The sequence below is a fragment of the Aureimonas pseudogalii genome, from assembly GCF_014196835.1.
Taxonomy (GTDB): Bacteria; Pseudomonadota; Alphaproteobacteria; order Rhizobiales; family Rhizobiaceae; genus Aureimonas; species Aureimonas pseudogalii.
In genome coordinates, this window is sequence record NZ_JACIEK010000007.1 from 45,195 (window position 1) to 69,642 (window position 24,448).

Annotated in this window: 27 protein-coding genes; 18 read left to right on the plus strand and 9 right to left on the minus strand. The window is 68.8% G+C overall.

Translation table 11 applies throughout. The features are described from left to right. Positions 1–24 precede the first annotated feature (24 nt). Together GGR04_RS13515 and GGR04_RS13520 are read left to right on the plus strand one after the other, a co-directional pair. On the plus strand, positions 25–1,419 hold the full coding sequence (locus tag GGR04_RS13515; RefSeq protein WP_183200422.1) for an HlyD family type I secretion periplasmic adaptor subunit: 1,395 nt from the start codon (positions 25–27) through the stop codon (positions 1,417–1,419). Between the two features lie 115 nt (positions 1,420–1,534). Then, positions 1,535–2,755 carry a glycosyltransferase family 4 protein gene (locus GGR04_RS13520; RefSeq protein ID WP_183200423.1) on the plus strand — a complete coding sequence of 407 codons (1,221 nt, stop codon included), beginning with the start codon at positions 1,535–1,537 and terminating at the stop codon, positions 2,753–2,755. A 28-nt stretch (positions 2,756–2,783) separates the two neighbouring features. Here GGR04_RS13520 and rirA read toward each other — a convergent pair whose 3' ends face one another. Next, positions 2,784–3,251 carry an iron-responsive transcriptional regulator RirA gene (gene rirA, locus GGR04_RS13525; RefSeq protein ID WP_183200424.1) on the minus strand — a complete coding sequence of 156 codons (468 nt, stop codon included), beginning with the start codon at positions 3,249–3,251 and terminating at the stop codon, positions 2,784–2,786. A 285-nt stretch (positions 3,252–3,536) separates the two neighbouring features. Between rirA and GGR04_RS13530 the strand changes: the two genes are divergently transcribed. The 6 genes from GGR04_RS13530 to GGR04_RS13555 all read left to right on the plus strand — a co-directional run bounded on the left by GGR04_RS13530 (position 3,537) and on the right by GGR04_RS13555 (position 9,331). Continuing rightward, positions 3,537–4,439 (plus strand): ABC transporter permease subunit, encoded by a 903-nt coding sequence (locus tag GGR04_RS13530; protein ID WP_183200425.1) that lies wholly within the window; start codon positions 3,537–3,539, stop codon positions 4,437–4,439. A 5-nt stretch (positions 4,440–4,444) separates the two neighbouring features. After that, positions 4,445–5,902, plus strand: coding sequence for a high-affinity branched-chain amino acid ABC transporter permease LivM (gene livM / locus GGR04_RS13535; RefSeq protein ID WP_183200426.1), 1,458 nt, complete (start codon positions 4,445–4,447; stop codon positions 5,900–5,902). Positions 5,903–5,913: 11 nt separating this feature from the next. Further along, a complete protein-coding gene (locus GGR04_RS13540) occupies positions 5,914–6,933 on the plus strand; it encodes an ABC transporter ATP-binding protein (protein ID WP_183200634.1) in 1,020 nt (339 codons plus the stop codon). Beyond that, a complete protein-coding gene (locus GGR04_RS13545; RefSeq protein WP_183200427.1) occupies positions 6,930–7,703 on the plus strand; it encodes an ABC transporter ATP-binding protein in 774 nt (257 codons plus the stop codon). Before GGR04_RS13540 ends, GGR04_RS13545 begins: the two co-directional genes overlap by 4 nt. Next, positions 7,703–8,065: a DUF6867 family protein gene (locus GGR04_RS13550; protein ID WP_183200428.1), complete on the plus strand. Its 363-nt coding sequence runs from the start codon at positions 7,703–7,705 to the stop codon at positions 8,063–8,065. Before GGR04_RS13545 ends, GGR04_RS13550 begins: the two co-directional genes overlap by 1 nt. Before the next feature lie 159 nt (positions 8,066–8,224). After that, positions 8,225–9,331, plus strand: coding sequence for a branched-chain amino acid ABC transporter substrate-binding protein (locus tag GGR04_RS13555; protein ID WP_183200429.1), 1,107 nt, complete (start codon positions 8,225–8,227; stop codon positions 9,329–9,331). A gap of 116 nt (positions 9,332–9,447) precedes the next feature. On the opposite strand, the gene xylB is transcribed toward GGR04_RS13555, so the two are convergent. After that, positions 9,448–10,908 (minus strand): xylulokinase, encoded by a 1,461-nt coding sequence (gene xylB / locus GGR04_RS13560; RefSeq protein ID WP_183200430.1) that lies wholly within the window; start codon positions 10,906–10,908, stop codon positions 9,448–9,450. A gap of 208 nt (positions 10,909–11,116) precedes the next feature. On the opposite strand from xylB, the gene GGR04_RS13565 reads away from it, so the two are divergent. The 5 genes from GGR04_RS13565 (at position 11,117) to GGR04_RS13585 (ending at position 14,583) form a co-directional block, all read left to right on the plus strand. Next, a complete protein-coding gene (locus GGR04_RS13565) occupies positions 11,117–11,974 on the plus strand; it encodes a D-amino-acid transaminase (protein ID WP_183200431.1) in 858 nt (285 codons plus the stop codon). Between the two features lie 89 nt (positions 11,975–12,063). Further along, positions 12,064–12,633, plus strand: a complete 570-nt coding sequence (locus GGR04_RS13570; RefSeq protein ID WP_183200432.1) for a biotin transporter BioY — start codon at positions 12,064–12,066, stop codon at positions 12,631–12,633. Positions 12,634–12,649: 16 nt separating this feature from the next. After that, entirely contained in the window at positions 12,650–13,324 is a 675-nt protein-coding gene (locus tag GGR04_RS13575; protein WP_183200433.1) for an energy-coupling factor ABC transporter ATP-binding protein, read from the plus strand. After that, entirely contained in the window at positions 13,321–13,911 is a 591-nt protein-coding gene (locus GGR04_RS13580; RefSeq protein ID WP_183200434.1) for an energy-coupling factor transporter transmembrane component T family protein, read from the plus strand. The genes GGR04_RS13575 and GGR04_RS13580 overlap by 4 nt, the downstream gene beginning before the upstream one ends. 66 nt (positions 13,912–13,977) lie before the next feature. Then, a complete protein-coding gene (locus GGR04_RS13585; protein ID WP_183200435.1) occupies positions 13,978–14,583 on the plus strand; it encodes an LOG family protein in 606 nt (201 codons plus the stop codon). Between the two features lies 1 nt (position 14,584). Here GGR04_RS13585 and rarD read toward each other — a convergent pair whose 3' ends face one another. The 5 genes from rarD to cysS all read right to left on the minus strand — a co-directional run bounded on the left by rarD (position 14,585) and on the right by cysS (position 19,474). Further along, the gene (gene rarD, locus GGR04_RS13590; RefSeq protein ID WP_183200436.1) at positions 14,585–15,481 is read right to left on the minus strand and encodes an EamA family transporter RarD; all 897 of its coding nucleotides are present in this window, start codon (positions 15,479–15,481) and stop codon (positions 14,585–14,587) included. A gap of 143 nt (positions 15,482–15,624) precedes the next feature. Next, positions 15,625–16,569: a prolyl aminopeptidase gene (pip, locus tag GGR04_RS13595; protein WP_183200635.1), complete on the minus strand. Its 945-nt coding sequence runs from the start codon at positions 16,567–16,569 to the stop codon at positions 15,625–15,627. Positions 16,570–16,571: 2 nt separating this feature from the next. Beyond that, a complete protein-coding gene (locus tag GGR04_RS13600; RefSeq protein WP_183200437.1) occupies positions 16,572–17,057 on the minus strand; it encodes a GFA family protein in 486 nt (161 codons plus the stop codon). Between the two features lie 33 nt (positions 17,058–17,090). Beyond that, on the minus strand, positions 17,091–18,044 hold the full coding sequence (gene pip / locus GGR04_RS13605; protein WP_183200438.1) for a prolyl aminopeptidase: 954 nt from the start codon (positions 18,042–18,044) through the stop codon (positions 17,091–17,093). After that, complete coding sequence (gene cysS, locus GGR04_RS13610; protein WP_183200439.1) at positions 18,041–19,474, minus strand: cysteine--tRNA ligase; 1,434 nt, start codon at positions 19,472–19,474, stop codon at positions 18,041–18,043. The genes pip (GGR04_RS13605) and cysS overlap by 4 nt, the downstream gene beginning before the upstream one ends. A 307-nt stretch (positions 19,475–19,781) precedes the next feature. Here cysS and GGR04_RS13615 point away from each other — a divergent pair, with 307 nt between their 5' ends. After that, entirely contained in the window at positions 19,782–19,979 is a 198-nt protein-coding gene (locus GGR04_RS13615; protein ID WP_183200440.1) for a hypothetical protein, read from the plus strand. A gap of 230 nt (positions 19,980–20,209) precedes the next feature. On the opposite strand, the gene GGR04_RS13620 is transcribed toward GGR04_RS13615, so the two are convergent. Both GGR04_RS13620 and GGR04_RS13625 read right to left on the minus strand, forming a co-directional pair. Further along, positions 20,210–21,250, minus strand: coding sequence for a M42 family metallopeptidase (locus tag GGR04_RS13620; protein WP_183200441.1), 1,041 nt, complete (start codon positions 21,248–21,250; stop codon positions 20,210–20,212). Between the two features lie 21 nt (positions 21,251–21,271). Next, a complete protein-coding gene (locus tag GGR04_RS13625; RefSeq protein ID WP_183200442.1) occupies positions 21,272–22,015 on the minus strand; it encodes an SOS response-associated peptidase in 744 nt (247 codons plus the stop codon). 95 nt (positions 22,016–22,110) lie between these two features. Between GGR04_RS13625 and GGR04_RS13630 the strand changes: the two genes are divergently transcribed. The 4 genes from GGR04_RS13630 to GGR04_RS13645 all read left to right on the plus strand — a co-directional run bounded on the left by GGR04_RS13630 (position 22,111) and on the right by GGR04_RS13645 (position 24,364). Beyond that, positions 22,111–22,545, plus strand: a complete 435-nt coding sequence (locus GGR04_RS13630; RefSeq protein WP_183200443.1) for an NUDIX hydrolase — start codon at positions 22,111–22,113, stop codon at positions 22,543–22,545. Positions 22,546–22,654: 109 nt separating this feature from the next. Next, on the plus strand, positions 22,655–23,104 hold the full coding sequence (locus GGR04_RS13635; RefSeq protein WP_183200444.1) for a TIGR02301 family protein: 450 nt from the start codon (positions 22,655–22,657) through the stop codon (positions 23,102–23,104). A 98-nt stretch (positions 23,105–23,202) separates the two neighbouring features. Beyond that, the gene (locus GGR04_RS13640; RefSeq protein ID WP_183200445.1) at positions 23,203–23,463 is read left to right on the plus strand and encodes a hypothetical protein; all 261 of its coding nucleotides are present in this window, start codon (positions 23,203–23,205) and stop codon (positions 23,461–23,463) included. Between the two features lie 37 nt (positions 23,464–23,500). Continuing rightward, complete coding sequence (locus GGR04_RS13645) at positions 23,501–24,364, plus strand: hypothetical protein (protein ID WP_183200446.1); 864 nt, start codon at positions 23,501–23,503, stop codon at positions 24,362–24,364. Positions 24,365–24,448 lie beyond the last annotated feature (84 nt).

Sequence of the window (24,448 nt, forward strand, 5' to 3'; positions counted from 1 at the left end):
CCTGACAAGAAGAAGAGACATCCCATGTCCGTGATCGCCTTCAGGAAGAAGCCCGAGCCCACCGAAGCGACCGAGACCGGCGCGCCCGCCGTGCCGGCCCTCGCCGCCCCCGCCGGCGGCGCGGAGGGCGAGTTCGACTTCGGCCTGCGCAAGCCCATCATCGCCGGCACCGCCATCGTCGCGATCTTCATCGTCGGCCTCGGCATCTGGGCCGCCTTCGCGCCGCTCTCGGGCGCCGTGGTGGCGAGCGGCGTCGTGAAGGTCGAAGACAGCCGCAAGGTCGTCAAGAACCGCGACGGCGGCATCGTCAAGCAGGTGCTGGTGCGCGACGGCCAGCAGGTGCAGCAGGGCGACGTGCTCATCCGCATGGACGACGTGCAGGCGCGCTCGGCCTACGAGGTCTACGACAACCAGCTGATGAACCTGCTCGCCAGCCGCGCCCGCTTCGTCGCCGAGAGCCAGAACGCCGAAACCATCACCTTCCCGCCCGAGCTGCTCGAGCGCCGCGACGATCCGGCGGTGGCCCAGCTCATCGCCGACCAGACCACCCTCTTCGCCACGCGCCGCCAGTCTCTCCTGACGCAGGTCGACATTCTCGAGCAGCGCGTGCAGCAGCTCAACACCCGCATCGGCGGCTACGAGGTGCAGATCACCTCGATCAACCGCCAGCAGGAGTTGATCGAGGAGGAGAAGGCGGGCGTCGATTCGCTGCTCAAGAAGGGCCTCGCCCCGAAGACGCAGGTTCTCGCGCTGGAGCGCGCCTCCGTGAACCTCGGCGGCCAGACCGGCTCGCTCAAGTCGCAGATCGCCGAGGCGCGCGAGACGCAAGGCGAGGCGCAGATGCAGATCAACCGCCTGCACCAGGATCGCCTCACCGAGGCCAACGAGGGCATCGGCCGCGTCCAGTCCGACATGGCCAACATCGTGCCGCGCCTCGGCTCGGCCCGCGCCACGCTGGCGCTGACCGACGTGCACGCCCCCGTCACCGGCACCGTGATCGGCCTCACCCAGTTCACCGACGGCGGCGTCGTGGGCGCGGGCGAGCGCATTCTCGACATCGTGCCGAACGACACGCAGCTCATCGTCCAGGCGATGATCCAGCCGCAGGACATCGCCAAGGTGAAGACCGGCATGGTCGCGCAGGTGAAGCTCACCGCCTACAACCAGCACACCACGCCCGCCGCCGAAGGCAAGGTGCTGCGCGTCTCGCCCGACCGCCTCACCACCGAAAACGGCACGGCCTACTTCACCACCGACGTCGAGGTCGATCCCAAGTCCCTCGCCCACATGGCGGGCGACATCCGCCTCTATCCCGGCATGCCCGCCGAGGTCATTCTGCCGACCGGCAGCCGCACGGCGCTCGACTACATCCTGTCGCCGATCTCCAGCTCGATGGATCGCGCCTTCCGCGAGGAATAGCGCGCCCTCCCTCCCCATTCTCCACGAGGCGCGGCTGGCCCTTGGGCTGGCGGCGCCTCGTTCGCGTCGGCCCGCCGGGCCCGTTTCCAGCCCTTCGAGAGTGCCCGACCCCGCCATGATCCAGAACAAGACGATCCTCTTCCTGCATCAGAACTTTCCGGGGCAGTTTCTCCATCTCTGCCGCGCGCTCGCCGACACCAACCGTCTGTTCTTCATCACCAAGGCGACGCGCAACCGGCTGCAGAACGTCAAGCTCGTCGAGTACGCGCCGCACCGCGCGCCCAACCCGGACATCCACCTCTACCTGCGCACGCTGGAGGACGCGGTGCTCCACGGCCAGGGCGTCGCCCGGCTGCTACTGCAGATGCAGAAGGAGAACATCCGGCCCGACATCATCATCGGCCACAGCGGCTGGGGCGAGACGCAGTTCGTCAAGGACGTCTTCCCCGACGTGCCGCTGCTCTCCTACATCGAGTTCTACTACAGCGCGACGGGCGCCGACGTCGGCTTCGACCCGGAGTTTCCGAGCAATCCCGAGCTGAAGTTCCAGCTGCGGGTGCGCAACCAGATGATCCTCTCGTGCCTCGAGGCGACCGACGTCGGCCTGTCGCCGACGCACTGGCAGCACGCCCGCATCCCCGCGATCTTCCAGCCCAAGGTCGAGGTGATCCACGACGGCGTCGACACCGACGCGGTGAAGCCGGCGGAGAGCCCGAGCGTGACGCTGGGCGAGGGCCTGCATTTCGACGGATCGGTGCCGCTCGTGACCTTCGTGGCGCGCAATCTCGAGCCCTATCGTGGCTTCCACATCTTCATGCGTGCGGTGAACCGCATCCTCGCCGACAATCCGGCGGCCCATATCGTGATCGTCGGCGGCGACGGAGTGAGCTACGGCGCGCGGCTGCCGGAGGGCGACAGCTACAAGGCACGGGCGCTGAAGGAAAACCCGATCGACGACGAATCCCGCGTCCATTTCGTCGGCAAGCTTGAATACGACGTGTTCAAGAAGCTGCTGCAGACCTCCGACGCGCATGTCTACCTGACCTACCCGTTCGTCCTCTCGTGGTCGATGCTGGAGGCGATGGCGAGCGGCTGCCTGCTGATCGGCTCGCGCACGCCCCCGGTGGAGGAGGTGGTGCGCCACGGCGAGAACGGGCTGTTGGTGAACTTCTTCGACCCCGCCGAGATCGCCGCGACGGTGACCGACGCCCTCAAGCGTCCCGACGATTTCCGCGACATCCGCCGCGCCGCGCGCCAGACGGTGATCGACCGCTACGACCTGACGCGCGTCTGCCTGCCCCGGCAGCTCGCTCTCATCCAGCGCATGATCGGCTAACGCCGCGGGCTCCGCGGCAGATGTCGGCTCAGTTCACCGCGGCCGACATCGCCGGCATAGGCGTTCCCAAGCCGAGCTTGGCGTGGATCGCGCCGCTGGACCCGACGAGCCCTTCGATCGTGTAGGCGCCGAGCGTCGAGAGGAACGCTTCGAGCGCCTGGCGCAGGGCGGCGTTGAGGGCGCAGCTGTCGATGAGCGGGCAGTCCACCGCGCCGGTCTCGAAGCATTCGGCCATCGCGAAGCTCTCTTCGGTCACCTCGACCACGGCGCGCAGCGTGATGGCGCCCGCGGGCATGCCGAGCCGCACGCCGCCATTGCGCCCGCGCACCGTCTGAACGAATCGGGCCTCCACCAGCGGCTGCAGGATCTTGAAGAGGAAGAGCTCCGAGACGTTGTTGGCGGCCGCGATGTCGCCGACGCGCGACAGGCGGTCGGGATTGGCGGCGCAGTACATCAGAATGCGGATGGCATAGTTCGTCTGGCGGGTCAGGCGCATCGCGCTCTCCTTGCGGACGGCGCGGCCGGAACCGATCGCCTTCGCGACCTTCTTTAGAAGAATTCCAGACCGAAGGAAAGCGGAGTGAGAGGTTCCGGTTTGGGTGCTTCACCCTGTCACGAATTCATCATGGCTCAAGACTTATCCACGTCTGCGGTCCCGACGGCCCTAGGCGAAACCAATTGCGATTGCTAAGAATTTCCGCATGCCTGTTCGGCGAGCGTCGGACGGGGCACCGCCGCGCCCGACGCGCCCTTTCAGGATCTTTCGAAACAAAGGCGTTTCATGGATTATTTTCTGCAACAGCTGATCAACGGCGTGACGCTGGGGTCGATCTACGGATTGATCGCGATCGGCTACACGATGGTCTACGGCATCATCGGCATGATCAACTTCGCGCATGGCGAGGTCTTCATGATCGGCTCGTTCATCGCGCTGACGGTGTTCCTCATCCTCGCCGCGGTCGGGATCACCTTCCTGCCCATCGTGCTCTTGCTCATGGTGGTGGTGGCCATGCTGTTCACCTCGCTCTGGGGTTGGTCGATCGAGCGCATCGCCTATCGCCCGCTGCGCGGCTCGTTCCGCCTGGCGCCGCTGATCACCGCCATCGGCATGTCGATCTTCCTGCAGAACTTCGTCCAGGTCTCGCAGGGCGCCCGCGTCAAGCCGATGGCCTCGCAGATCCAGGGCTCGATCGCGATCACCGACAGCGTTCAGATCTCCTACATGCAGATCACCATCATCGCGACGACGATCGTCCTGATGATCGCCTTCTCGACGCTGATCTCGAAGACGCCGCTCGGGCGTCAGCAGCGCGCCTGCGAGCAGGACGCCAAGATGGCCTCGCTCCTCGGCGTCAACGTCGACCGCACGATCTCGCTGACCTTCGTGATGGGCGCGTCGCTCGCCGCCGTCGCCGGCACGATGTATCTTCTCTACTACGGCGTCATCGACTTCTACATCGGCTTCCTCGCCGGCGTGAAAGCCTTCACCGCCGCGGTTCTCGGCGGCATCGGCTCGCTGCCCGGCGCCATGCTCGGGGGTCTGGCCATCGGCCTGATCGAGACCTTCTGGTCCGGCTATTTCTCCGTCGAATACAAGGACGTCGCGGCCTTCTCGATCCTGGCGATCACGCTGATCTTCCTGCCCTCCGGCCTGCTCGGCCGCCCGGAAGTCGAGAAAGTCTGATCGCGATGTCGAACCTGACGAACTCCCCCGCCTCGCCCGAAAGCGCCGAGATCTCGGCCGAGCGCCTGCGCGAGGCCGCACGCGGCGAAGCACCCTTCACGTCCGAGCCGGAGACGAAGGTCTCCTTCGCCAAGGCTTTGCGCGAGGCGGCCATCACCGCCTTCATCGTCGGCGCGCTGACGCTGTTCTTCGTGGCGGTGCGCTCCGACATCGCGCCGGGCGGCCTCATCATCTACGCCCGCTGGGATCTCTGGATCACCATCATCGCCATCGCCTTCGCGGTGCGCCTGGTGCTCAGCCTCGTGCTGTTCCAGCGCAGGCAAGCCTCATCCTCGCGCTCCAAGACCGTGAAGTCGGTGAAGGCGCCCGGTCGCTTCTCGGCGGGCCGCATCCTCGGCATCGCGCTGATGCTGGTGGCGCTGACGCTGCCCTTCCTCATCCGGGCGCTCTTTCCCTCGAGCGACCGCTACCTGATCGATCTCTCGATCCTCATCCTCACCTACGTCATGCTGGGCTGGGGTCTCAACATCGTGGTCGGCCTCGCCGGCCTTCTCGACCTCGGCTACGTCGCCTTCTACGCGGTCGGCGCCTATTCCTTCGCGCTGCTGGCGATCAACTTCGACCTCGGCTTCTGGGTCTGCCTGCCGATGGCCGGGCTCTTCGCGGCGATGTGGGGCATCGTGCTGGGCTTTCCGGTGCTGCGCCTTCGCGGCGACTATCTCGCCATCGTGACGCTCGCCTTCGGCGAGATCATCCGCGTCGTGCTGCTCAACTGGTCGGAGTTCACGGGCGGACCCAACGGTCTTCTCGGCATTCCCCGCCCGACGCTCTTCGGCCTCGACTTCGGCCGCGGCGAGGGCTCGTTCTCGGCCTATTTCGGCATTCCCTACGACGGTATCCATCGCTTCATCTTCCTCTACTACATCATCCTGGCGCTTGCCCTCCTCACCAACTTCGTGACCATCCGCATGCGCCGCATGCCGGTCGGCCGCGCCTGGGAAGCGCTGCGCGAGGACGAGATCGCCTGCCGCGCGCTCGGCATCAACACCACCAACGTCAAGCTCACGGCCTTCGCCACCGGCGCGATGTTCGGCGGCTTCGCCGGCTCGTTCTTCGCCACGCGCCAGGGCTTCATCTCGCCGGAAAGCTTCACCTTCCTCGAATCGGCGATCATCCTCGCCATCGTGGTGCTCGGGGGCCTCGGCTCGCAGCTCGGCGTCGTCTTTGCCTCGCTGGTGATGATCGGCGGCATCGAGCTGATGCGAAACCTCACCTTCATCCAGGACGTCTTCGGCGCCGAGTTCGATCCGAGCCGCTACCGCATGGTGTTCTTCGGCGTGGCGATGGTGGCGATCATGGTGTGGAAGCCGCGCGGCCTCGTCTCCTCCCGCCAACCCTCCGCCGTCTACAAGGAACGCAAGGCCATCGGCTCCGACATGGTCGCGCAGGGCGAGGGACACTGACCATGGCAGCCATGACCTCGACCATCCACCCCACCCCGATCGCCGCCCCCCTCCCCGGCCGCTGGCGCGAGGATCCGGTGCTGACCGTGGAGCACCTGACGATGCGCTTCGGCGGCCTCGTCGCCATCAACGACCTGTCCTTCTCGGTCGGGCGCGGCGACATCACCGCCCTCATCGGTCCGAACGGCGCCGGCAAGACCACCGTGTTCAACTGCGTCACCGGCTTCTACAAGCCGACGGAGGGGCGCATTTCGCTGCGGCGCGGGCGCGGCATCTCCAGTGCCACGTTGGACGCGCTGACGAAGTCGGGCGGGCAAAGCCTCAAGGCCGATGGCGGCGAGCTCTTCCTGCTCGAGCGCATGACCGACTTCAAGATCACCGAGGTCGCGGGCGTCGCGCGCACCTTCCAGAACATCCGTCTCTTCGGCGGCATGACGGTGTTCGAGAACCTTCTGGTCGCCCAGCACAACAAGCTGATGGCCGCCTCGGGCTTCACCATCGGCGGGCTGCTCGGGCTGCCCGGCTATCGCCGCGCCAAGGAAGCGGCGCAGGACCGCGCGGTGGACTGGTTGCGCCGCACGGCGCTGCTCGATCGGGCCGACGATCCCGCCGCAGACCTCTCCTACGGCGACCAGCGCCGGCTGGAGATCGCCCGCGCCATGTGCACCGACCCCGTGCTGCTCTGCCTCGACGAGCCCGCCGCCGGCCTCAACCCGCGTGAATCGGCCGAGCTCAACGAGCTGCTGCGTTCGGTGCGCGACCAGTTCGACACCTCGATCCTCCTGATCGAGCACGACATGGGCGTCGTCATGGAGATTTCCGACCACATCGTCGTTCTCGACTACGGCAAGAAGATCTCGGACGGCACGGCCGCCGAGGTGAAGTCCGATCCGCGCGTCATTGCCGCCTATCTCGGCGTCGACGACGAGGAGGTCGAGGCGGTGGAGGCCAAGCTCGACGAGGGCGACGTCGAGGGCGCCATCGCCCAGGCCCATGTCGAGCCCCATGTCGAGGGAGGAGCATCCGCATGAGCGCCGTTTCCAGCCACGTCGTTGTCGGTCCCGCCCCGGCGGCGGCCGGGCAGCCGCTGCTGCAGATCCGCGGCGTCGAGACCTTCTACGGCAAGATCCAGGCGCTGAAGGGCGTCGACATGGACGTTCACGAAGGCGAGATCGTCACGCTGATCGGCGCCAACGGCGCTGGCAAGTCGACGCTGATGATGACGATCTGTGGCAACCCCCGCGCCCGCGCCGGGCAGATCCTCTTCCGCGGCGAGGACATCGCCCAGATGCCGACCCACGCGATCATGACGCGCGAGATCGCGCAGTCGCCCGAGGGCCGACGCATCTTTGGCCGCATGACGGTGCTCGAAAACCTGCAGATGGGCACGACGCTCGTCGGGCAGGAGCATTTCGACGAGGACCTGCGCCGCGTCTTCGACCTGTTCCCGCGCCTGAAGGAGCGCACCTCGCAGCGCGGCGGCACGCTCTCGGGCGGCGAGCAGCAGATGCTGGCGATCGCCCGCGCGCTGATGGGCCGCCCGAAGTTGCTGCTCTTGGACGAGCCCTCGCTCGGCCTCGCGCCGATCATCGTCAAGCAGATCTTCGACGTCATCCGCGAACTCAACCGCACGGAAGGCCTCACCGTCTTCCTCGTGGAGCAGAACGCCTTCCACGCGCTGCGCCTCGCCCATCGCGGCTACGTCATGGTCAACGGTCGCATCACCATGACCGGCACGGGCCGCGAACTCCTGTCGCGCGAGGAAGTGCGCAGCGCCTATCTCGAAGGAGGCCACCACTGATGACACCCGATATGGCGCTTCTCTGGGAAGTCTCCTGGGTCGAGTTCCTCGTGGTGACGCTGGTCATCGGCGGGGCGCTCGCCTTCGCGGTGGGCCGCGCCACGGCGCTCGGCTGGAGCGGCTGGGGCATCATGGTGTTCTACACCCTGCTCGTCACCGTCGCGATCCGCTTCCTGCATTTCTCGCTCTTCAACGGCACGTTCTTCTTGCCGCCGGCCACCCTGGCGACCGCGCTGCACTATGCGCTGGTCGACTTCGTGATCCTCTTCGGCTTCGCCGTGGTCGGCCGTGTGACCACGCGCTCGGGCCAAGTCGCCCGCCAATACGGCTTTCTCCGCTCAAAAGCTGGGCAGGTCATCTGATGTCGAAAATATCAGGCAAAAACAGCGGCTTTTGCCTGATCGCCACTTCCACGCAGCCCCGAGCCGGTCTTTAATCGTCTCGGGGTTGCAGGGAATCACGTGGGGGGCCCCCGCGTGTCACGACCGCTTCGTCGCTTCAGTCCAATGGGGAAGTCCAACATGAAAAAAGCGCTTCTGGCCGGTGTGGCCTTCAACGTTCTGATCTCCGGCGCGGCTCTCGCCGACATCACCATCGGCGTCGCCGGCCCGATGACCGGCCAGAACGCGGCCTTCGGCGAGCAGCTGCGTATCGGCGCCGAGCAGGCCGTGGCCGACATCAACAAGGCCGGCGGCGTCAACGGCGAGATGATCAAGCTGTCGGTGGGCGACGATGCCTGCGATCCCAAGCAGGCCGTGGCGGTCGCCAACCAGTTCGCCTCGCAGGGCGTCTCCTTCGTCGCCGGCCATTTCTGCTCGGGCTCCTCGATCCCCGCGAGCCAGGTCTACGCCGAAGAGGGCATCATCGAGATCTCGCCGGCCTCGACCAACCCCGACTACACCGACAAGCGCCCGGGCGAGGGCATCTACCGCGTCTGCGGACGTGACGACCAGCAGGGCGAAGTCGCCGGCAACTACATCGCCGAGCACTTCAAGGACGGCGCCGTCGCCGTGCTCGACGACAAGTCGGCCTACGGCAAGGGCCTCGCCGACCAGACCAAGAAGTTCATGGAAGCGGCCGGCAAGACGGCGGCGATCGCCGAATCCTACACGGTCGGCGAGAAGGACTTCTCCTCGCTCATCACCAAGATGAAGCAGGCCGAGGTCAAGCTCATCTACATCGGCGGCTACCAGACCGAGGCCGGCCTCATCGCCCGTCAGGCGAAGGAGCAGGGTCTGCAGGCGGTCGTCATGTCGGGCGACGCCATCGTCACCGACGAATACTGGGCGATCACGGGCGATGCCGGCGAAGGCACGCTGATGACCTTCTCGCCGGATCCGCGCAAGAACCCGCAGGCGGCGCCGATCGTCGCCGAGCTGGAGAAGAAGGGCCAGACGGCCGAGGGCTACGTGCTCTACACCTACGCCGCGATCCAGACCTGGGCCGAGGCCGCCAAGAAGGCCAAGTCCACCGAGTTCGAGGCCGTCACCAAGGTGCTGAACTCCGAGCCGATCTCCACGGTCATCGGCGACCTGAAGTTCGACGCCAAGGGCGACGTGACGCTGCCGGGCTACGTCATGTACGAGTGGAAGAACGGCAAGTACGACTACATCACCGCCGCCAAGTAAGGCGATCGCGGGCCTTCGGGTCCACGCCATCCCTGATATGATGAAGGCCCGGCGGAGCGATCCGCCGGGCCTTCATCTTTGCGGGGAGCGAGGCGGTGTCGCCTCGGCACGGGACCTCAGTGGCGGCGAGCCGCCTCCTTCAGCGCGGGATAGATCGCCTGATAGCGGTGATGGGCGGCGGCGAAGGCTTCCACCAGCGCGGTCTCGGGCTCGTAGCGCGCCGAGACCGGCGGGTCCGTCATCACGCTCGCGGGGTCTGCGCCGGTGGCCGCGCAGAGGCCGAGCCGCGCCGCGCCGAAGGCCGCGCCGAAATCGCCGGCCGCCGGCAGCGCCACCGGCGTTTCGAGGACGCTCGCCATCATCTTCAGCCAGAGATGCGAGCGCGAGCCCGCCCCCACCGCGATGAGCTGGCGCACCCAGGCGGCGTCCGGCGCGGCATCCAGGCAATCGCGGATCGAGAAGGCGACGCCCTCCATCACGGCCCGCGTCATCTCCTCGCGCGTCGTGTCGGCCTGCAGGCCGACGAAAGCGCCGCGCACGGCCGAATCATTGTGCGGCGTGCGCTCGCCCGAGAGGTAGGGCAGGAACAGGAGCCGGCCGGGCGCCTGCAGATCGTCGCCCACCGCCGCCGTCAGATCGCCCGGCTTCTCCTTCAGGAGCTGCGACAGCCATTCGATCGAACCTGCGGCCGAGAGCGTCACGCCCATCTGGTGCCAGAGACCGGGGATGGCGTGACAGAACGTGTGGAGCGCGGTCTCCGGCACCGGATCGTAGCCGGCGCTGGCGGTGAAGAGGACGCCCGAGGTGCCGAGCGAGAGGAAGCCGGTGCCCGGCCGCGTCACGCCGACGCCGCAGGCCGAGGCCGCGTTGTCGCCGCCCCCGCCCGCCACCACGACGCCGGACGGCAGCCCCCAGCGCGCCGCGATCTCCGGCCGCAGCGTGCCGCTGACCTCGGTGCCTTCCACCAGCTGCGGCATGTGATCGAGCGTCAGCCCGGTGCGCTCCAGCATCGCGGGCGACCAGTCGCGCGCGCCGATGTCGAGCCAAGAGGTGCCCGCCGCGTCCGACATTTCGGACACCGCCTCGCCGGTGAGCCAGAGGCGCAGGTAATCCTTCGGCAGCAGGACGCGGCGCACCTGCGCGAAGATCTGCGGCTCGTTGCGCGCCACCCAGAGGAGCTTCGGCGCCGTGAAGCCGGGAAACACGATGTTGCCGGTGATGGCGCGCGCCTCGTCGTCGTCGAGTTCGGCGGCCTCCTCGTGCGAGCGCGTGTCGTTCCAGAGGATGCAGGGGCGCAGCACCGCGTCGTCGGCCCCGAGGATCGTCGCGCCGTGCATATGGCCGGAGAGACCAATGCCGACGACCGCCTCGACCACGCCGGGATGGCGCGCGCGCAGCTCCGCGATCACCGCGTCGCAGGCCGTCAGCCAGGAGGCCGGATCCTGCTCCGACCAGCCGAAATGCGGCCGTTCCACCGTGAGCGGCACCGTGGCCGTCGCCAGCGGCGTCTGGTTCTCGTCGATCACCAGCGCCTTCAGCGACGAGGTGCCGAGATCGAGTCCGAGATAGTGACCCATGCGAACGCGCGTCCTCCTCCTGTGCCACGCGACCTTCCCGGCCCGGCGCGGCGCGTCTTTGCTCGCCCAAGACGTAGCGGCAGAGGCGCCCCTTGGGCAACCGCGAAGAGGCGTCCCGTGCATCCGCTGCGCGAACCCGGGTGCAGTTTCGCTTTCGATGGCGGGCCCGAGAGGCTAGAAGCGGGCGGCCCGGTCCCGGAGATTTCGCATGAGCCGCATCGTCTACGTCAATGGTGCCTACGTTCCCGAAGCGGAGGCGACGATCTCCGTGTTCGACCGCGGGCTGCTCTTCGCCGACGGCGTCTACGAGGTGACGGCGGTCATCGGTGGCAAGCTGCTCGACTTCGCCGCGCACATGGCGCGGCTGCGGCGCTCGCTCCGTGAGCTTGCTCTTCCTTCCCCGATGGAGGACGACGCGATTCTCGCCATCCACCGCGAACTGGTGGCGCGCAACGCGCTCGATCTCGGCCATGTCTACCTGATGGTGACGCGCGGCGCGGCCGACCGCGACTTCGCCTTTCCGCCCGAGGGCACGAAGCCCTCGCTCGTTCTGTTCACGCAGGCCCGCGCCGCAATCGAGACGCCGGAGGCGACGCGCGGCCTGAAGGTCGCGACGGTGCCGGACCTTCGCTGGGCGCGGCGCGACATCAAGACCGTGCAGCTTCTCTACCCCTCCATGGCCAAGATGGAGGCGCGCTCGCGCGGCGCCGACGACGCCTGGATGGTGGAGGACGGGTTCGTCACCGAGGGCACCTCGAACAACGCCTACATCGTGACGCAAGAGGGCACGATCGTCACGCGCTCGCTTTCCAACGCCATCCTCCACGGCATCACCCGGGCCGCGGTGCTGCGCACGGCGGCCGAGCACGGGGTGCGCGTCGAGGAGCGCGCCTTCACCGTGGACGAGGCGAAGGGCGCACGCGAAGCCTTCATCACCTCGGCCGGGGCCTTCGTGACCCCGGTGGTGGCGATCGACGACGTGCCGGTCGGAACGGGCATGCCCGGCGAGCTGACGAAGCGGATGCGAGCGAACTATCTCGAAGAGGCCTTGCGCACGGCGATTTGATGCCCCTCGACCGCATCGGCCAAACCCACTAAGAGCGGAAGGATCGGGTCCGCCGGCCGGGCGGTCGCGTCCCTCCTTCGGAGCCTGCCATGAGCACCCGCGACCTCGTCCTCATCGCGCTCTTCGCCGCCCTCATGGCGGTGCTCGGCGCGTTTCCCCCGCTCGTGGTGCCCGCGATCGGCGTGCCCATCACCGCGCAGTCGCTCGGGCCGCTGCTGATGGGCGGCATTCTCGGCGCGCGGCGCGGCGGCCTGTCGATGCTGCTCTTCCTCGTGCTCGTGGCGATCGGCCTGCCGCTGCTGTCGGGCGGGCGCGGGGGCCTCGCGCCCTTCGTCGGCCCCTGGTCGGGCTTCATCTACGGCTGGGTGGCCGCCGCCGTCGCGATCGGCTGGCTGACCGAGCGGTTCTGGGCGCGCCTCGGCTTCGTCTCGGCCTTCGCCATCGCGGTTCTCGGCGGCATCGGCATCATCTACTCCGTCGGCGTGCCCTGGTATGCCGCGATGTCCGGCACGCCGCTCTGGCCCGCCTTCGCGGCCTCGGCGCTCGCCTTCGTGCCCGGCGACCTCCTCAAGGCCGGCGTCGCCGCGGCGGCGATCGTAGCGGTGAAGCGCGCCTATCCGCTCATCGGCGCAGGGCGCGCCGCCACCGCGCGCCGTTGAGCGCACTGATCCGGCGATGATCGAGCTTGAGACCGTCTCGCTGCGCCGCGGCGAGGCCCTGGTGCTCGACCGGCTCGACCTCACCCTCCCCGAGCGCCGCATCGGCGTGATCGGCGCCAACGGGTCGGGCAAGTCGAGCTTCGCGCGGCTGCTCAACGGCCTGCTCGTGCCGACCGAAGGCCGCGTGCGGATCGCCGGGCTCGACACGGCGGTCGAGGGCAAGGCGGTGCGGCGGCGCGTCGGCTTCGTGTTTCAGAACCCCGACAACCAGATCGTCTATCCCACCGTCGGCGAGGACGTCGCCTTCGGGCTGAAGGCGCGCAATGTGGCGAAGGGCGAGATCGCCGCGCGCGTCTCGGCGACCCTCGCGCGCCATGGGCTCGCCGGCTTCGAGGACCGGCTCGTGCACGAGTTGTCCGGCGGTGAGCGGCAGATGGTGGCGCTCGCCGGCGTGCTCGTCAGCGAGCCCGACCTCCTGGTGCTCGACGAGCCGACGACGCTCCTCGACCTTCGCAACACCCGACGCATCATCGAGGCGGTGGAGGCGAGCGAGCGCACGGTGGTGCTCGTGACCCACGATCTCGACCTTCTCGCCGGCTTCGAGCGCGTGCTATGCTTCGAGGGCGGGCGCCTCGCGGCCGACGGTCCGCCGGCGGAGACGATCGCGCGCTACCGTGCCCTCGCGGCATGATCGGCGGGCTGTATCTCGCCCGCGCCAGCCGCGTCCACGCCGCCCCGCCCGGCCTCAAGCTGGCGGTGCTCGCGCTGGCCGGCACCGGCCTCTTCTTCGTGCGCGCGCCCCTTCTGCTCCTCGCCGCTCTGGTCGCGGTGCTGGCGCTCTACCCGCTGGCGCACCTGCCGCTGGCGCTTGCCGGGCGCCAGTTGCGCCCGGCGCTGGCGATGCTGGCGATCCTCGGGCTGGTTCAGCTCTGGACCGCCGGAGTGGTCGCCGCGCTCACGGTCACGCTGCGCTTCGCCGCGCTCATCCTTCTCGCCTCGCTGCTCACGGCGACGACGCGCACCGCGGCGCTGGTCGAAACGCTGGAACGGGCGCTCGGATGGCTCAGACCGCTCGGCGCCGATCCCGCGAAGGTGGGGCTGGCGATCTCGCTGGCGATCCGCTTCATCCCCGCGCTCGGCACGGTGGCGCAGGAGGTGCGCGAGGCGCAGCGCGCGCGCGGGCTGGAGCGCGGATGGCTGACGCTCGGGCCCCCGCTCATCGTGCGCACGCTGAAGATGGCCGACGAGATCGCCGACGCGATCGACGCGCGGAGCTGACGCGCTGCAGCACAAAGCGCCCGCCCCCTGCTTGACCCCGGCCGCGCGGCGTCCGACTTTGGCGGCATGAACTCGATTCGATCCCTTTGCGTCTACTGCGGCTCCTCCCCGGGCCGCGATCCCGCCTTCATCCAGGCCGCCGAGACGCTCGGCACCGCCATGGGCCAAGCCGGCATCCGTCTCGTCTATGGCGGCGGCACGCGCGGCATCATGGGCGCGGTGTCCGACGCCGTAATCGCCGCGGGCGGTCAGGTCACCGGCATCATCCCGCGCTTCCTCATCGACATGGAAGCCACCGAGAGCGAGCTCAAGCGGCTCGACGAGCTCGTCGTCACCGACGACATGCACCAGCGCAAGCACATGATGTTCGAGCGCTCCGACGCCTTCGTGGCGCTGCCGGGCGGCATCGGCACGCTGGAAGAGCTGGTCGAGATCATGACCTGGAGCCAACTCGGCCGGCATCGCAAGCCGATCGCCATCGCCAATATCGGCGGCTTCTGGGATCCCTTCGCCTCGCTGCTCGACCACATGCGCGACGCCGGCTTCATCCACACCGCGCATCAGGTGCGCCCGATCGTGGTGGACCGGATCGAAGAGCTCCTGCCGGCGATCGAGGCCGCCGCCCCGCCCCCGCCGCGCGAGGGCGTGGAAGCCGTGATCGAGCGGCTCTAGCTCAAACGGGCGCCGGCGCTTTCCGCCCCGCGAGGAGCGAGCCGGTGTAGAGGGCGAGCGCGGCCCAGATGAACGCGAAGGCGACGCCCTGCCAGAGGCCGAAGGGCTCGCCGAAGACGAAGACGGCGGTGAGCGCGATCAGCGTCGGCGAGATGTACTGCAGGAGCCCCATCGTCGTGTAGCGCAGGAGCCGCGCGCCGGCGGCGTAGAGGATGAGCGGCACCGCCGTCACCACGCCGGCACCGACGAGCAGCAGCGTCTCCCGCCCGTCGACCGCGAAGTGGTTCTCGCCCTTCGCCGCGATCCAGATCGCGAGGCCGAGCGCCGGCACGAAGAGGATCGCGATCTCCAGAAAGAAGCCCTCGCTGGCGCCGATCGGCACGGTCTTGCGCAGAAGGCCATAGAGGCCGAACGAGAAGGCGAGCGTCAGCGAGACCCACGGAATGCCGCCGGTCATCACCGTGAGAATGAGGACGCCGAGCGCTGCCAGCGCGATCGCCGCGGCCTGCGGCCGGTTCGGGCGCTCGCCGAGGAAGATCGCACCGAGCGCGACGTTCACCAGCGGGTTGATGTAGTAGCCGAGCGCCGCCTCGACGCCGTGTCCGCGCACGATCGCCACGACATAGGTGCCCCAGTTCACCGAGATCAGCGCGGCGGAGACGGTCATCAGGCCGAGAATGCGCGGCGTCAGATACTGGCCGATGCCGCTGAGCGTGCCGGACGCCGCGAGGATCGCCACCGCCAACGGCAGCGCCCAGACGATGCGATGGGCGACGATCTCCAGCGGCGGCACGTTTGAGAGCAGCTTCATGTAGATCGGCAGCACCAGCCCCCAGATGAGGAAGGCGGCGATGGCGAAGGCGAAGCCGCGAGGCGGTTCGGCGGAAGGGGCCGGCATGGGAAGGCTTTCGGGCTCGAAAACAGACGCCGCGGGTCTTGGGCGCCCGCACCCTCCATATCAGCCCGGTTTCCCGCCGCCCCGCACTTTCGCTGATGCCAGACATTCACCGCGCTGATGGATGCCCGTCGCCGGGCGCGGCGTCAGCGATCGGCGAACGCGTCGGTGCTGCGGATCAGCCGGTCGAGAATGCCGGGTTCGGAGACGGCGTGGCCGGCATCCTCGATCAGGTGGAACGCCGCCTCGGGCCACGCCTCGGCGAGGTCGAAGGCGGAGACCGCGGGCGTCGCCATGTCGTAGCGCCCCTGCACGATCACGCCGGGAATGCCCTTGAGGCGCGCGGCGTCGCGTAAGAGCTGCCCCTCCGCCAGCCAGCCCTCGTGCACGAAATAATGGTTCTCGATGCGCGCGAAGGCGAGCGCGAACTGGTCGTCGTGGAAGGCCTCGAACACCGCCGGGTCGGGGCGCAGCGTCAGCGTCTCGCCCTCCCACTGGCTCCAGGCGCGCGCTGCCTCGATGGCGATCGCGGGATCGGGCGAGGTCAGGCGGCGGCGATAGGCCGAGACGAGGTCGCCGCGCTCGGCCTTCGGGATCGGGCGCAGGAAGCGCTTCCACTTTTCGGCGAAGATCAGCGAGGCACCATATTGGTAGTACCACTGGATCTCGAAGCGGCGCAGCAGGAAGATGCCGCGCACCACGAGTTCGCTCACCCGCTCGGGATGCGCCTGCGCATACGCCAGCGCCAGCGTCGAGCCCCAGGAGCCGCCGAAGACCTGCCAGCGCTCCACCCCCGCCATCTGCCGCAGGCGCTCGATGTCGGCGACGAGATGCCAGGTCGTGTTCGCCTCCAGCGAGGCGTAGGGCCTGGACCGCCCGCAGCCGCGCTGGTCGAAGAGCCAGATGTCGTAGCGCGCGGGGTCGAAGAGCCGGCGATGGTTGGGCGTGCAGCCGCCGCCGGGCCCGCCATGCAGGAACACCACGGGCTTGGCGCCCGGCGTACCGCAACGCTCCCAGTAGACTTCGTGCCCGTCGCCGACGTCGAGATGGCCGGAGGCGAAGGGTTCGATGGCGGGATAGTAGGTGCGCAGCGTCACGGGCGGGATCCTTCAGCATCGGTGTCATGATCGGGATGCTGGAGGGAGCGGATATCCGCAAGTTCAGGATTGCCGACCATCTCCTCGTCCGTCGTGCGTGCGGGCAAGTCGTGCAGCCGGTCTACATAGGGAAGCTTGCCCTCGGCGCTGAACTGAATGGTCGGTGCAATCGTGGACGGATCGTCGAACGCACCGATGGCCAACGACACGCCGTCGAGCGACTCGTAGGTGAGCGGTGTCCCGCATTCGGCACAGAAACCGCGAAGAGCGGCATTCGAAGAACGGAAACGGTTGGGCTCCCGCCTCGTCCAAGCCAGCTCGGCCGAACCGACATTGACGAGCGGCGCGTAGAAGGCGCCGAACGCCTTCTGGCACATGCGGCAATGGCAGATCGAGGCATGACCGAGCGCTCCCTCGATGCGAAAGCGGACGGCGCCGCACTGGCAGCCGCCGGCGAAGACGGGTCGGTTGTCGAGACTCATGGCCGGATCTCCCCTGCGGATATCAGGGGGAGACTAGCCCGCGAAGCGATCCGTCGCCACCAGAAGCCGGTCGAGCGTGCCGGGCTCGGAGAAGGCGTGGCCGGCATCCTCGACGATCTGCAGTTCCGAGCCGGGCCAGGCCTTGTGCAGGTCCCAGGCCGTGACCGGCGGCGTCACCACGTCGTAGCGCCCCTGCACGATCACGCCGGGAATGCCGGCGAGGCGGCCGGCGTCGCGGATCAGCTGCCCCTCTTCCAGCCAGAGGTCGTGGACGAAATAGTGGTTCTCGATGCGCGCGAAGGCGATGGCCGCGTCGCTGGCGCCGAAGGCCCCGGCGCCGTCGTGCAGCGTGCGCATGGAGACGGTGCGTGCCTCCCAGTCGGTCCAGGCGCGCGCCGCCGCCGCGCGCACCGTGCGGTCGGGGTCGAGCAGGCGCACCCGGAAGCTGGCGACCGGGTCGGCGCGCTCGGGCTCGGTCAGCGGCGCGAGAAAGCGCTCCCACTCGTCGGGAAAGAGCCGGCTCGCACCCTCGCGATAGTACCAGTCGAGCTCGGCGCGGCGCCCGGTGAAGATGCCGCGCAGCACCATCTCGGTGACATGCTCGGGATAGCGCTCGCCATAGGCCAGCGCCAGCGTCGAGCCCCAGGAGCCGCCGAACAGCATGACGCGGCCGAGCCCCAGATGCGCGCGCAGCCGCTCGACGTCCTCCACGAGATCGGGCGTCGTGTTCGCCTCCAGACTGGCGAGCGGCGTGGAGCGCCCGCAACCGCGCTGGTCGAACAGCACGACCTTGTAGCGCGTGGGGTCGAAGAGCCGGCGATGCGTCGGCGAGCAGCCGCTGCCCGGCCCGCCATGCAGGAAGATCACCGGCTTGCCCGCCGGGTTGCCGCAGATCTCGTAATAGAGCGCATGGCCGTCGCCGACCTCCAGCCGCCCGGTCTCGTGCGGCTGGATCGGCGGATAGGCGGTGCGGCGGGTCTCGCTCAACGCTTCAGTTCCCAGGTGGTGACGCGCTCGCCCGTCGCGGGGTCCTTGCCGTCCTTCAGCATGATGCCGCGCTCGGTGAGCTCGGCGCGAATGGCGTCGGCCGCCGCGAAGTCGCGTGCCTTCAACCGCTCCAGCCGCTCGGCGATGCGCGCCTGCGTCGCTCCGTCGAGCGCAGCCTCGCGTAGCGGGTTCAGCCCGAGCAGCGCGAGGCTGGCGAGCGCCGCCGGCACCGCACCTTCGTCGAACAGCTGATGCACGCGGGCGATCGCGCCGGAAATGCCAAGATCGTCCGACAGCGCGGCGAGGAAGGCGGCGTCCGGTGTGCCGGGCTCGGCACTCTCCGCAGCGCGGGCCAGGCGCTCCCAGCGGTCGAGCTCGCGCACGGCCTCCTCCAGTTTCGCCAGCGTGAAGTCGATGGGCTCGCGGTAATGCGTCTTCATCATCAGAAGGCGCACAGCCTCGCCCGGCCAGCGCCGGCCTCCGACCGTGTCGGTTTCCAGCACGTCGGCGATGGTGATGAAGTTGCCCTCCGACTTCGACATCTTGCGCCCCTCCACCTGGAGGAAGCCGTTGTGCATCCACACCTCCGCCATCGCCTGCGTGCCATGGGCGCAGCAGGACTGGGCGATCTCGTTCTCGTGGTGGGGAAAGATGAGATCCAGTCCGCCGCCATGGATGTCGAAGGTCTCGCCGAGATAGGCGGCCGACATGACCGAGCATTCGATGTGCCAGCCCGGCCGGCCCCGGCCCCAGGGGCTGTCCCAGCCCGGCTCGCCCTCCGAGGAGAGCTTCCAGAGCACGAAGTCGGCGGGGTCGCGCTTGTGCGCCTCCACCGCGACGCGGGCGCCGGCCTGCTGCTCGTCGAGCTTGCGATGCGAGAGGGCGCCGTAGGCGGGCATCGAGCGCACGTCGAAGAGCACCTCGCCGCCCGCCTGGTAGGCGTGGCCGCGCGCGAGCAGCGTCTCGATCATGCCGACCATGTCGGGCAGCCCGTCGGCGCGCGGCGTCACGAAGGCGGTGGCGCGGGGCTCGAAACTAGGGGCCAAGCACCCGAGCGCGGCGACGTCGCGGTGGAACTGCGCGGCGGTGCCTTCCGTCACCCGGGCGATGGCCTCGTTCAGCGGCAGCGCGGGAAAGTCGCGCACCGCCCGCGCGTTGATCTTGTCGTCGACGTCGGTGATGTTGCGGGCATAGACCACGACCTCGGCGCCGTAGAGATGGCGCAGCAGGCGAAACAGCACGTCGAAGACGATCACCGGGCGCGCGTTGCCGATATGGGCGAAGTCGTAGACGGTGGGGCCGCAGACATACAGGCGAACCCGCCGATCGGCTTCGGCGACCTCGCCCAGCCGCCAGTCGCGCGGGCGGAACTCGGCCTTGCGGCGCGTCAAGGTGTTGGTGAGGCTCAGCCCCCGGAAGCCGTCGTCCACGTCCTGATCTCCGGTCGAATACGCTTGGGCGGTGCGGCCGCCGGGGTTGTCCTACCGGCAAAGCGACGGTTCCACAAACCGCCCTCTCCCCGCCGCGCTCCGGCCCCGCTCGCGCCCAGAAGTAGAGAATCCCGGCCGTTCAGACTTCGTTCATCTTTGCCGCATCGCAGCATGTAGCAATCACGTCACATATGGCGGCTGCAACGTTTTGTTAAGTATAGATTGCGTGCTTTCGTGCTCATATGCCGCTAATCCGACGCAATCGAACGCGCATTCTCCGACACCCAACTCCAGCAGAGCCTGCATCATGACCCCGCATCATTTCACCTTCCGCTCCAAGAGCGACCGCGACCGCGAAAGCAACCTCGTGCGCAACTATCGCGAGATCGGCATCGCCGCGATCGCCGCCGCCAGCCAAGCCTGCCGCAAGGACAAGGCCGCCAACGACGTGCGCGCCAAGGTCCCGCAATACGCGGCGGTCTCCTCCGGCATCGCGCGGGACTGAGAACGGCTCGACGAAGCACGAAGAATTGGGCTGGCCGGGATCGACCGGGCGGCCTGTCGCGTGGGAGTGGTGACGCTCGGGCGCGCGTCGGCGAGGCCCCGCACGCCACGCCATCGCATCCCCGGCCAGACGGCAGGGCGCGCGCCGTCGCGACGCCGCCGGGCTAAACGCCCAGACTCAGCCGGGCCCGACCGCCCGGCCCTTCCTGCCAAGGGAGGCCGGTTTTGCCGTCAGTGGGCGGCGACGAAGACGGCCAGAAGATCGCGCGCCGCCAGGAGGTCGCGCCGGTCGATCATCTCGCCCACGGTGTGGATGTAGCGCGTGCCCACCACGATGCCGATCGCCTTGGCGCCGGTGGCCGCCTGCTGCAGCGAGGCGCTATCCATGCCCCCGCCGCCGAGGATCGTGCGCTGGTAGGGAATGCCGTTCGCCACCGCGATGCCCTCGACCTCGTCCGTGAGATCGCGATCGGCGATGAACGAGCCGTCCTTCAGATGCAGCCCGACGCCGGCGCCTAGTTCGGTGGTGCGGTCCTTCTCCGGCACGCCCGGCGTGTCGCAGGCGAGCGTCGTGTCGACGCCGATGCCGATATGCGGCTTCACCGCATAGGCCACCGTCTTGGCGCCGCGCAGCCCCACCTCCTCCTGCACCGTGAAGGCCACGGTCAGCTGGCACTTGTGCGACCGGCCATCGTCGAGCAGCTTGCGCACGGCCTCCAAGCCCAGCCAGCAAGCGATGCGGTTGTCGAGGGCCTTCGAAACGATGCGGTGGTCGCCGAGTTCGAGCAGCGGCTCGTCCATGACCACGAAATCGCCGACGCGGACCTTGTCCTTCGTCGCCGCGCCGAAGCCAAGATCGATGAAGAAGTCGGTGGGCTCGGGCACCTTCTTGCGGTCTTCGGGCGAGGCGATGTGCACCGGCTTGCCCTCCGCCATCATCACGCCCTTGTGGTCACCCTCCTTCGTGCAGACGAGGACGCGCCGCGAGAACAGGTTGCGCGGATCGAAGCCGCCAACCGGCGAGACGTGGACAAAGCCCTTGTCGGAGACGTGGCTGACGAGAAACCCGATCTCGTCCATGTGGCAGGCCAGCATGATCCGCTCGGGATCCTCCCCCTCGCCGTCGCGCGTGCAGACGAGCGAGCCCATCGCGTCGGTCTCCACCCGGTCGAAGAGGCTTGCGGCCTCGGCGGCGATCAGATCGCGCACGCGGTGCTCGTGTCCGGGCACGCCCGGGGTCTCGCAGAGTCGCTTGAGGAGGTCGATGTTCATGGGGCGGCGTCCCTGCGCTGGCTAGAAGAGGCTCCCCTGCGCGGCCGGCGGCGTGGGCGGCGGCGGATCGTCGGGGTTCAGCGGTTTCTGCACGTCCGGCCCCATGTTCGCAACCGCGTTGACGCGATCGGAGACGGCGACGATCTCGAAAGCGTCGTCCCGCGCGGGGCGCAGGAGATCGGCGATCGCGGCGGGCTCGAACTCGCGGCAGTCGAGCCAGCGCTCGAAGTCGGCGGGCTCGATCAGCACCGGCATGCGCTCGTGGATCGCGCTGAGCGACGCGTTCGCCCCGACCGTCAGGATCGCGGCAGTGTCGATCTCGCTGCCGTCTGCGGCAAGGAAGGTCTCGGCGAGGCCCGCGAAGGCGACCGGCCCCTCGCCGCGCGGCTTGAGGAAGAACGGTTCCGGCTTCTCGCGACCCGCCCGCCGCCATTCGTAGAAGCCGCTCGCCGGCACGAGGCAGCGGCGATAGCGCAGCGCGCCCTTGAAGGCGTTGCGCTCGTGCGCGGTTTCCGAGCGGGCGTTGAAGAAGAGCGGCAGGGTTGCGGGATCCTTGGCCCAGCCGGGAATGAGCCCCCAGCGCGCGAGCTGACCGAACCGGCCCGAGGCGTTGCGCGGGCGCATGTCGGGCTCGCTCTTGCGGATGACGAGGATCGGCTGCGTCGGCGCGATGTTGTAGCGCGGCGGAAACGGATCGAGCTCCGTCAGCGAGAAATGCTCGGCGACGGCGTCCGGCGTCGTGGTGAGAGAGAAGCGTCCACACATCGCCGGACCATGACCGCGGCCGAGCACGCGCACAAGGGCGGCGCGGCTGCCGGCTCGCCTTGGCGCGGGGGCGGCGAAGGCGTAGAGCGAGCCCCATGTCCGCGCTCCGCCCCGTCGTCGTCGTCTCCGTCGCGCTGTTTCGCGGCCACGACCTGCTTCTCGTGCTGCGCGCCCGCGCGCCCTTCGCCGGGCTCTGGAGCCTGCCGGGCGGGCGCGTCGAGTTCGGCGAGGGGTTGGAGGCCGCCGCACGGCGCGAGCTTCGGGAGGAAACCGGCCTGTCCGCGGGCACCCTCCGCTTCGTGCGCAACCACGAGGCGATCGATGCGGCGAACGGCGCCCATGCGGTGATCGCGGTCTTCGCGGCACGCGCTGACGCGGGCGATGCCAGCGATCCGCAGGCGGGCGACGATGCGGCCGAGGCGCGGTTCGTCACCCCCGCACAGTTCGCGGCGCTCGCCGCAGACGGGCAGACGACGGCCGGTCTGGCCGGGGTGGTCGAGGCCGCTCAAGCCCTTCTGCCGTTGAGCTGATCGCTCCCTAGTCTCCGGTCATTTCCGCCGCTAACCTTAACGAACAAGCCTTGCGGCACCGGGGCCGGCTCGTCTTGCAATCTCCGCATTCGACCTGCAAACCTGCCCCATGATCTTCCCCGGCAATTTGCCTCAAACCCTTCGCGTCGGCGGCGTCGTCTTGGCGTTGCAACTGGCGGCGGCGTCGCCGCTGGCAGCCCAGCCGAAGGGCGAGAAGGCGGGCGAGCCGGCGGCGAGCGAACAGCCCGTGCCTTCTAACGCACCCTACATGAAGCCGCTCGGCCGTCTCGCGACGCTGCTCGGATCGATCCACTTTTTGCGGGCGCTCTGCGGCGACCCCAACGCCGACGTCTGGCGCCAGAAGATGAGCGAGCTTCTGGAGGCGCAGTCGCCGGGCGAGGCCGACCGCCGCATTCTCGTGGCGAACTTCAACCAGGGATACCGGGCGTTCGAATCGACCTATCGCCAGTGTACCCCGGCCGCGACGGTCGCGATCGAAAGATACCGAAAAGAAGGCGCAACCCTTTCGCGGGAGATCAGCGCAAGGTACGGCAGTTAAGCTTTGGTTAAGGATGCGGTGCGGCAGGCGGCGGCAGCCCCCGTCCTTCCGCCCCGGGAGCGCGCCCCGCGCGCAAGACAGTGAATTGGAGTTCCGGAATGATCGACCTGCACAGTTCCGACCTCGACGATCTCATCGTCGCCGAGAAGAAGCAGGTGGCGATCGAGTATCACAACGAGGCCTGGGCCGACGGCATCTCCGACGGGATCGAAGCCGAGATCCTGGCCGAGACCGCCATCACCACGGCCGTGACCGAACTCGTGCGTCGCTACGGCGAAAGCGACGTGCTCGAACTTCTCGACCAGCTTCGCCAGCGCGTGGAGTTCGGCGAATTCCGGGCCGAGCGGGCGCTGCAATAGCCCGCCGCCACCCTTCCTGCACCACCTTGGGACGCCGATGACCCCCACCCGGCCACTGCGCCTCCTCCCGCTTCTGGCGGCCCTTCTCCTCGGCACCACCGGCCCCTCGCTGGCGCTGTCGCAGATCACCGGCGAGGACGGCACCACGACGACCCGCGAGGGCATCGTCTCGGTGCCGCTGCCGCCCGTTCCCGGCCAGCCCGCCGCCCCGGCCGGACCCGGCGCTGCGCCCTCGACGCCGCCACCGACCGGCGGAGCCACTCCAGCCCCTCCCGCGGGAACGCCGGCCGCGCCGCCAACCGCCGCGCAGCCGCAAGCTCCATCGACCAATACCACGGCGCCGCCCCAGGGCACGAACCCCGGGACGGCCGCGCCGGAAGCCGACCCAGACACCGGCGAGACCGTCGGCCAGGCCCCGGCGGCCGATCTGCCGCCCGCCGACATCGCCTATGGCGAGGACGAGTTGCCCACCCCCGTGCGCGATCTGCGCCGCAAGCTCATCGAGGCCGCCAGGACCGGCGACGTCGAGAAGCTGCGCCCGCTCCTCGAAACCGGGGCCGAGCCGACGGCGCTCTCCGCCAGCCCCGGCGACGAGGATCCGATCGAGATCCTGAAAGGCGCCTCGGGCGACGGCAACGGCGTCGAGATGCTGGCGATTCTCCTGGAAACACTGGAGGCCGGCCATGTCCGGCTCGGGCAGGACGGCGACAACGAGATCTTCGTCTGGCCCTATTTCACGCAGGTGAACCTCGAGACGCTGACGAAGCCCCAGCTCGTCGAGCTCTTCGAACTCGTCACCGCCGGCGACTACCAGCGCATGGTCGCCAACGGATCCTACGACTTCTTCCGCGTCGGCATCTCGCCGGAAGGCCGGTTCGAGTTCTTCGTCGCCGGCGACTGAGCGGGCGCGAATCGGCATCCGAACTCGATGCGGACGATCGCTCGACCCGCATCGGCGGGTCTCCTGCACCGCGGTCTTTCATGC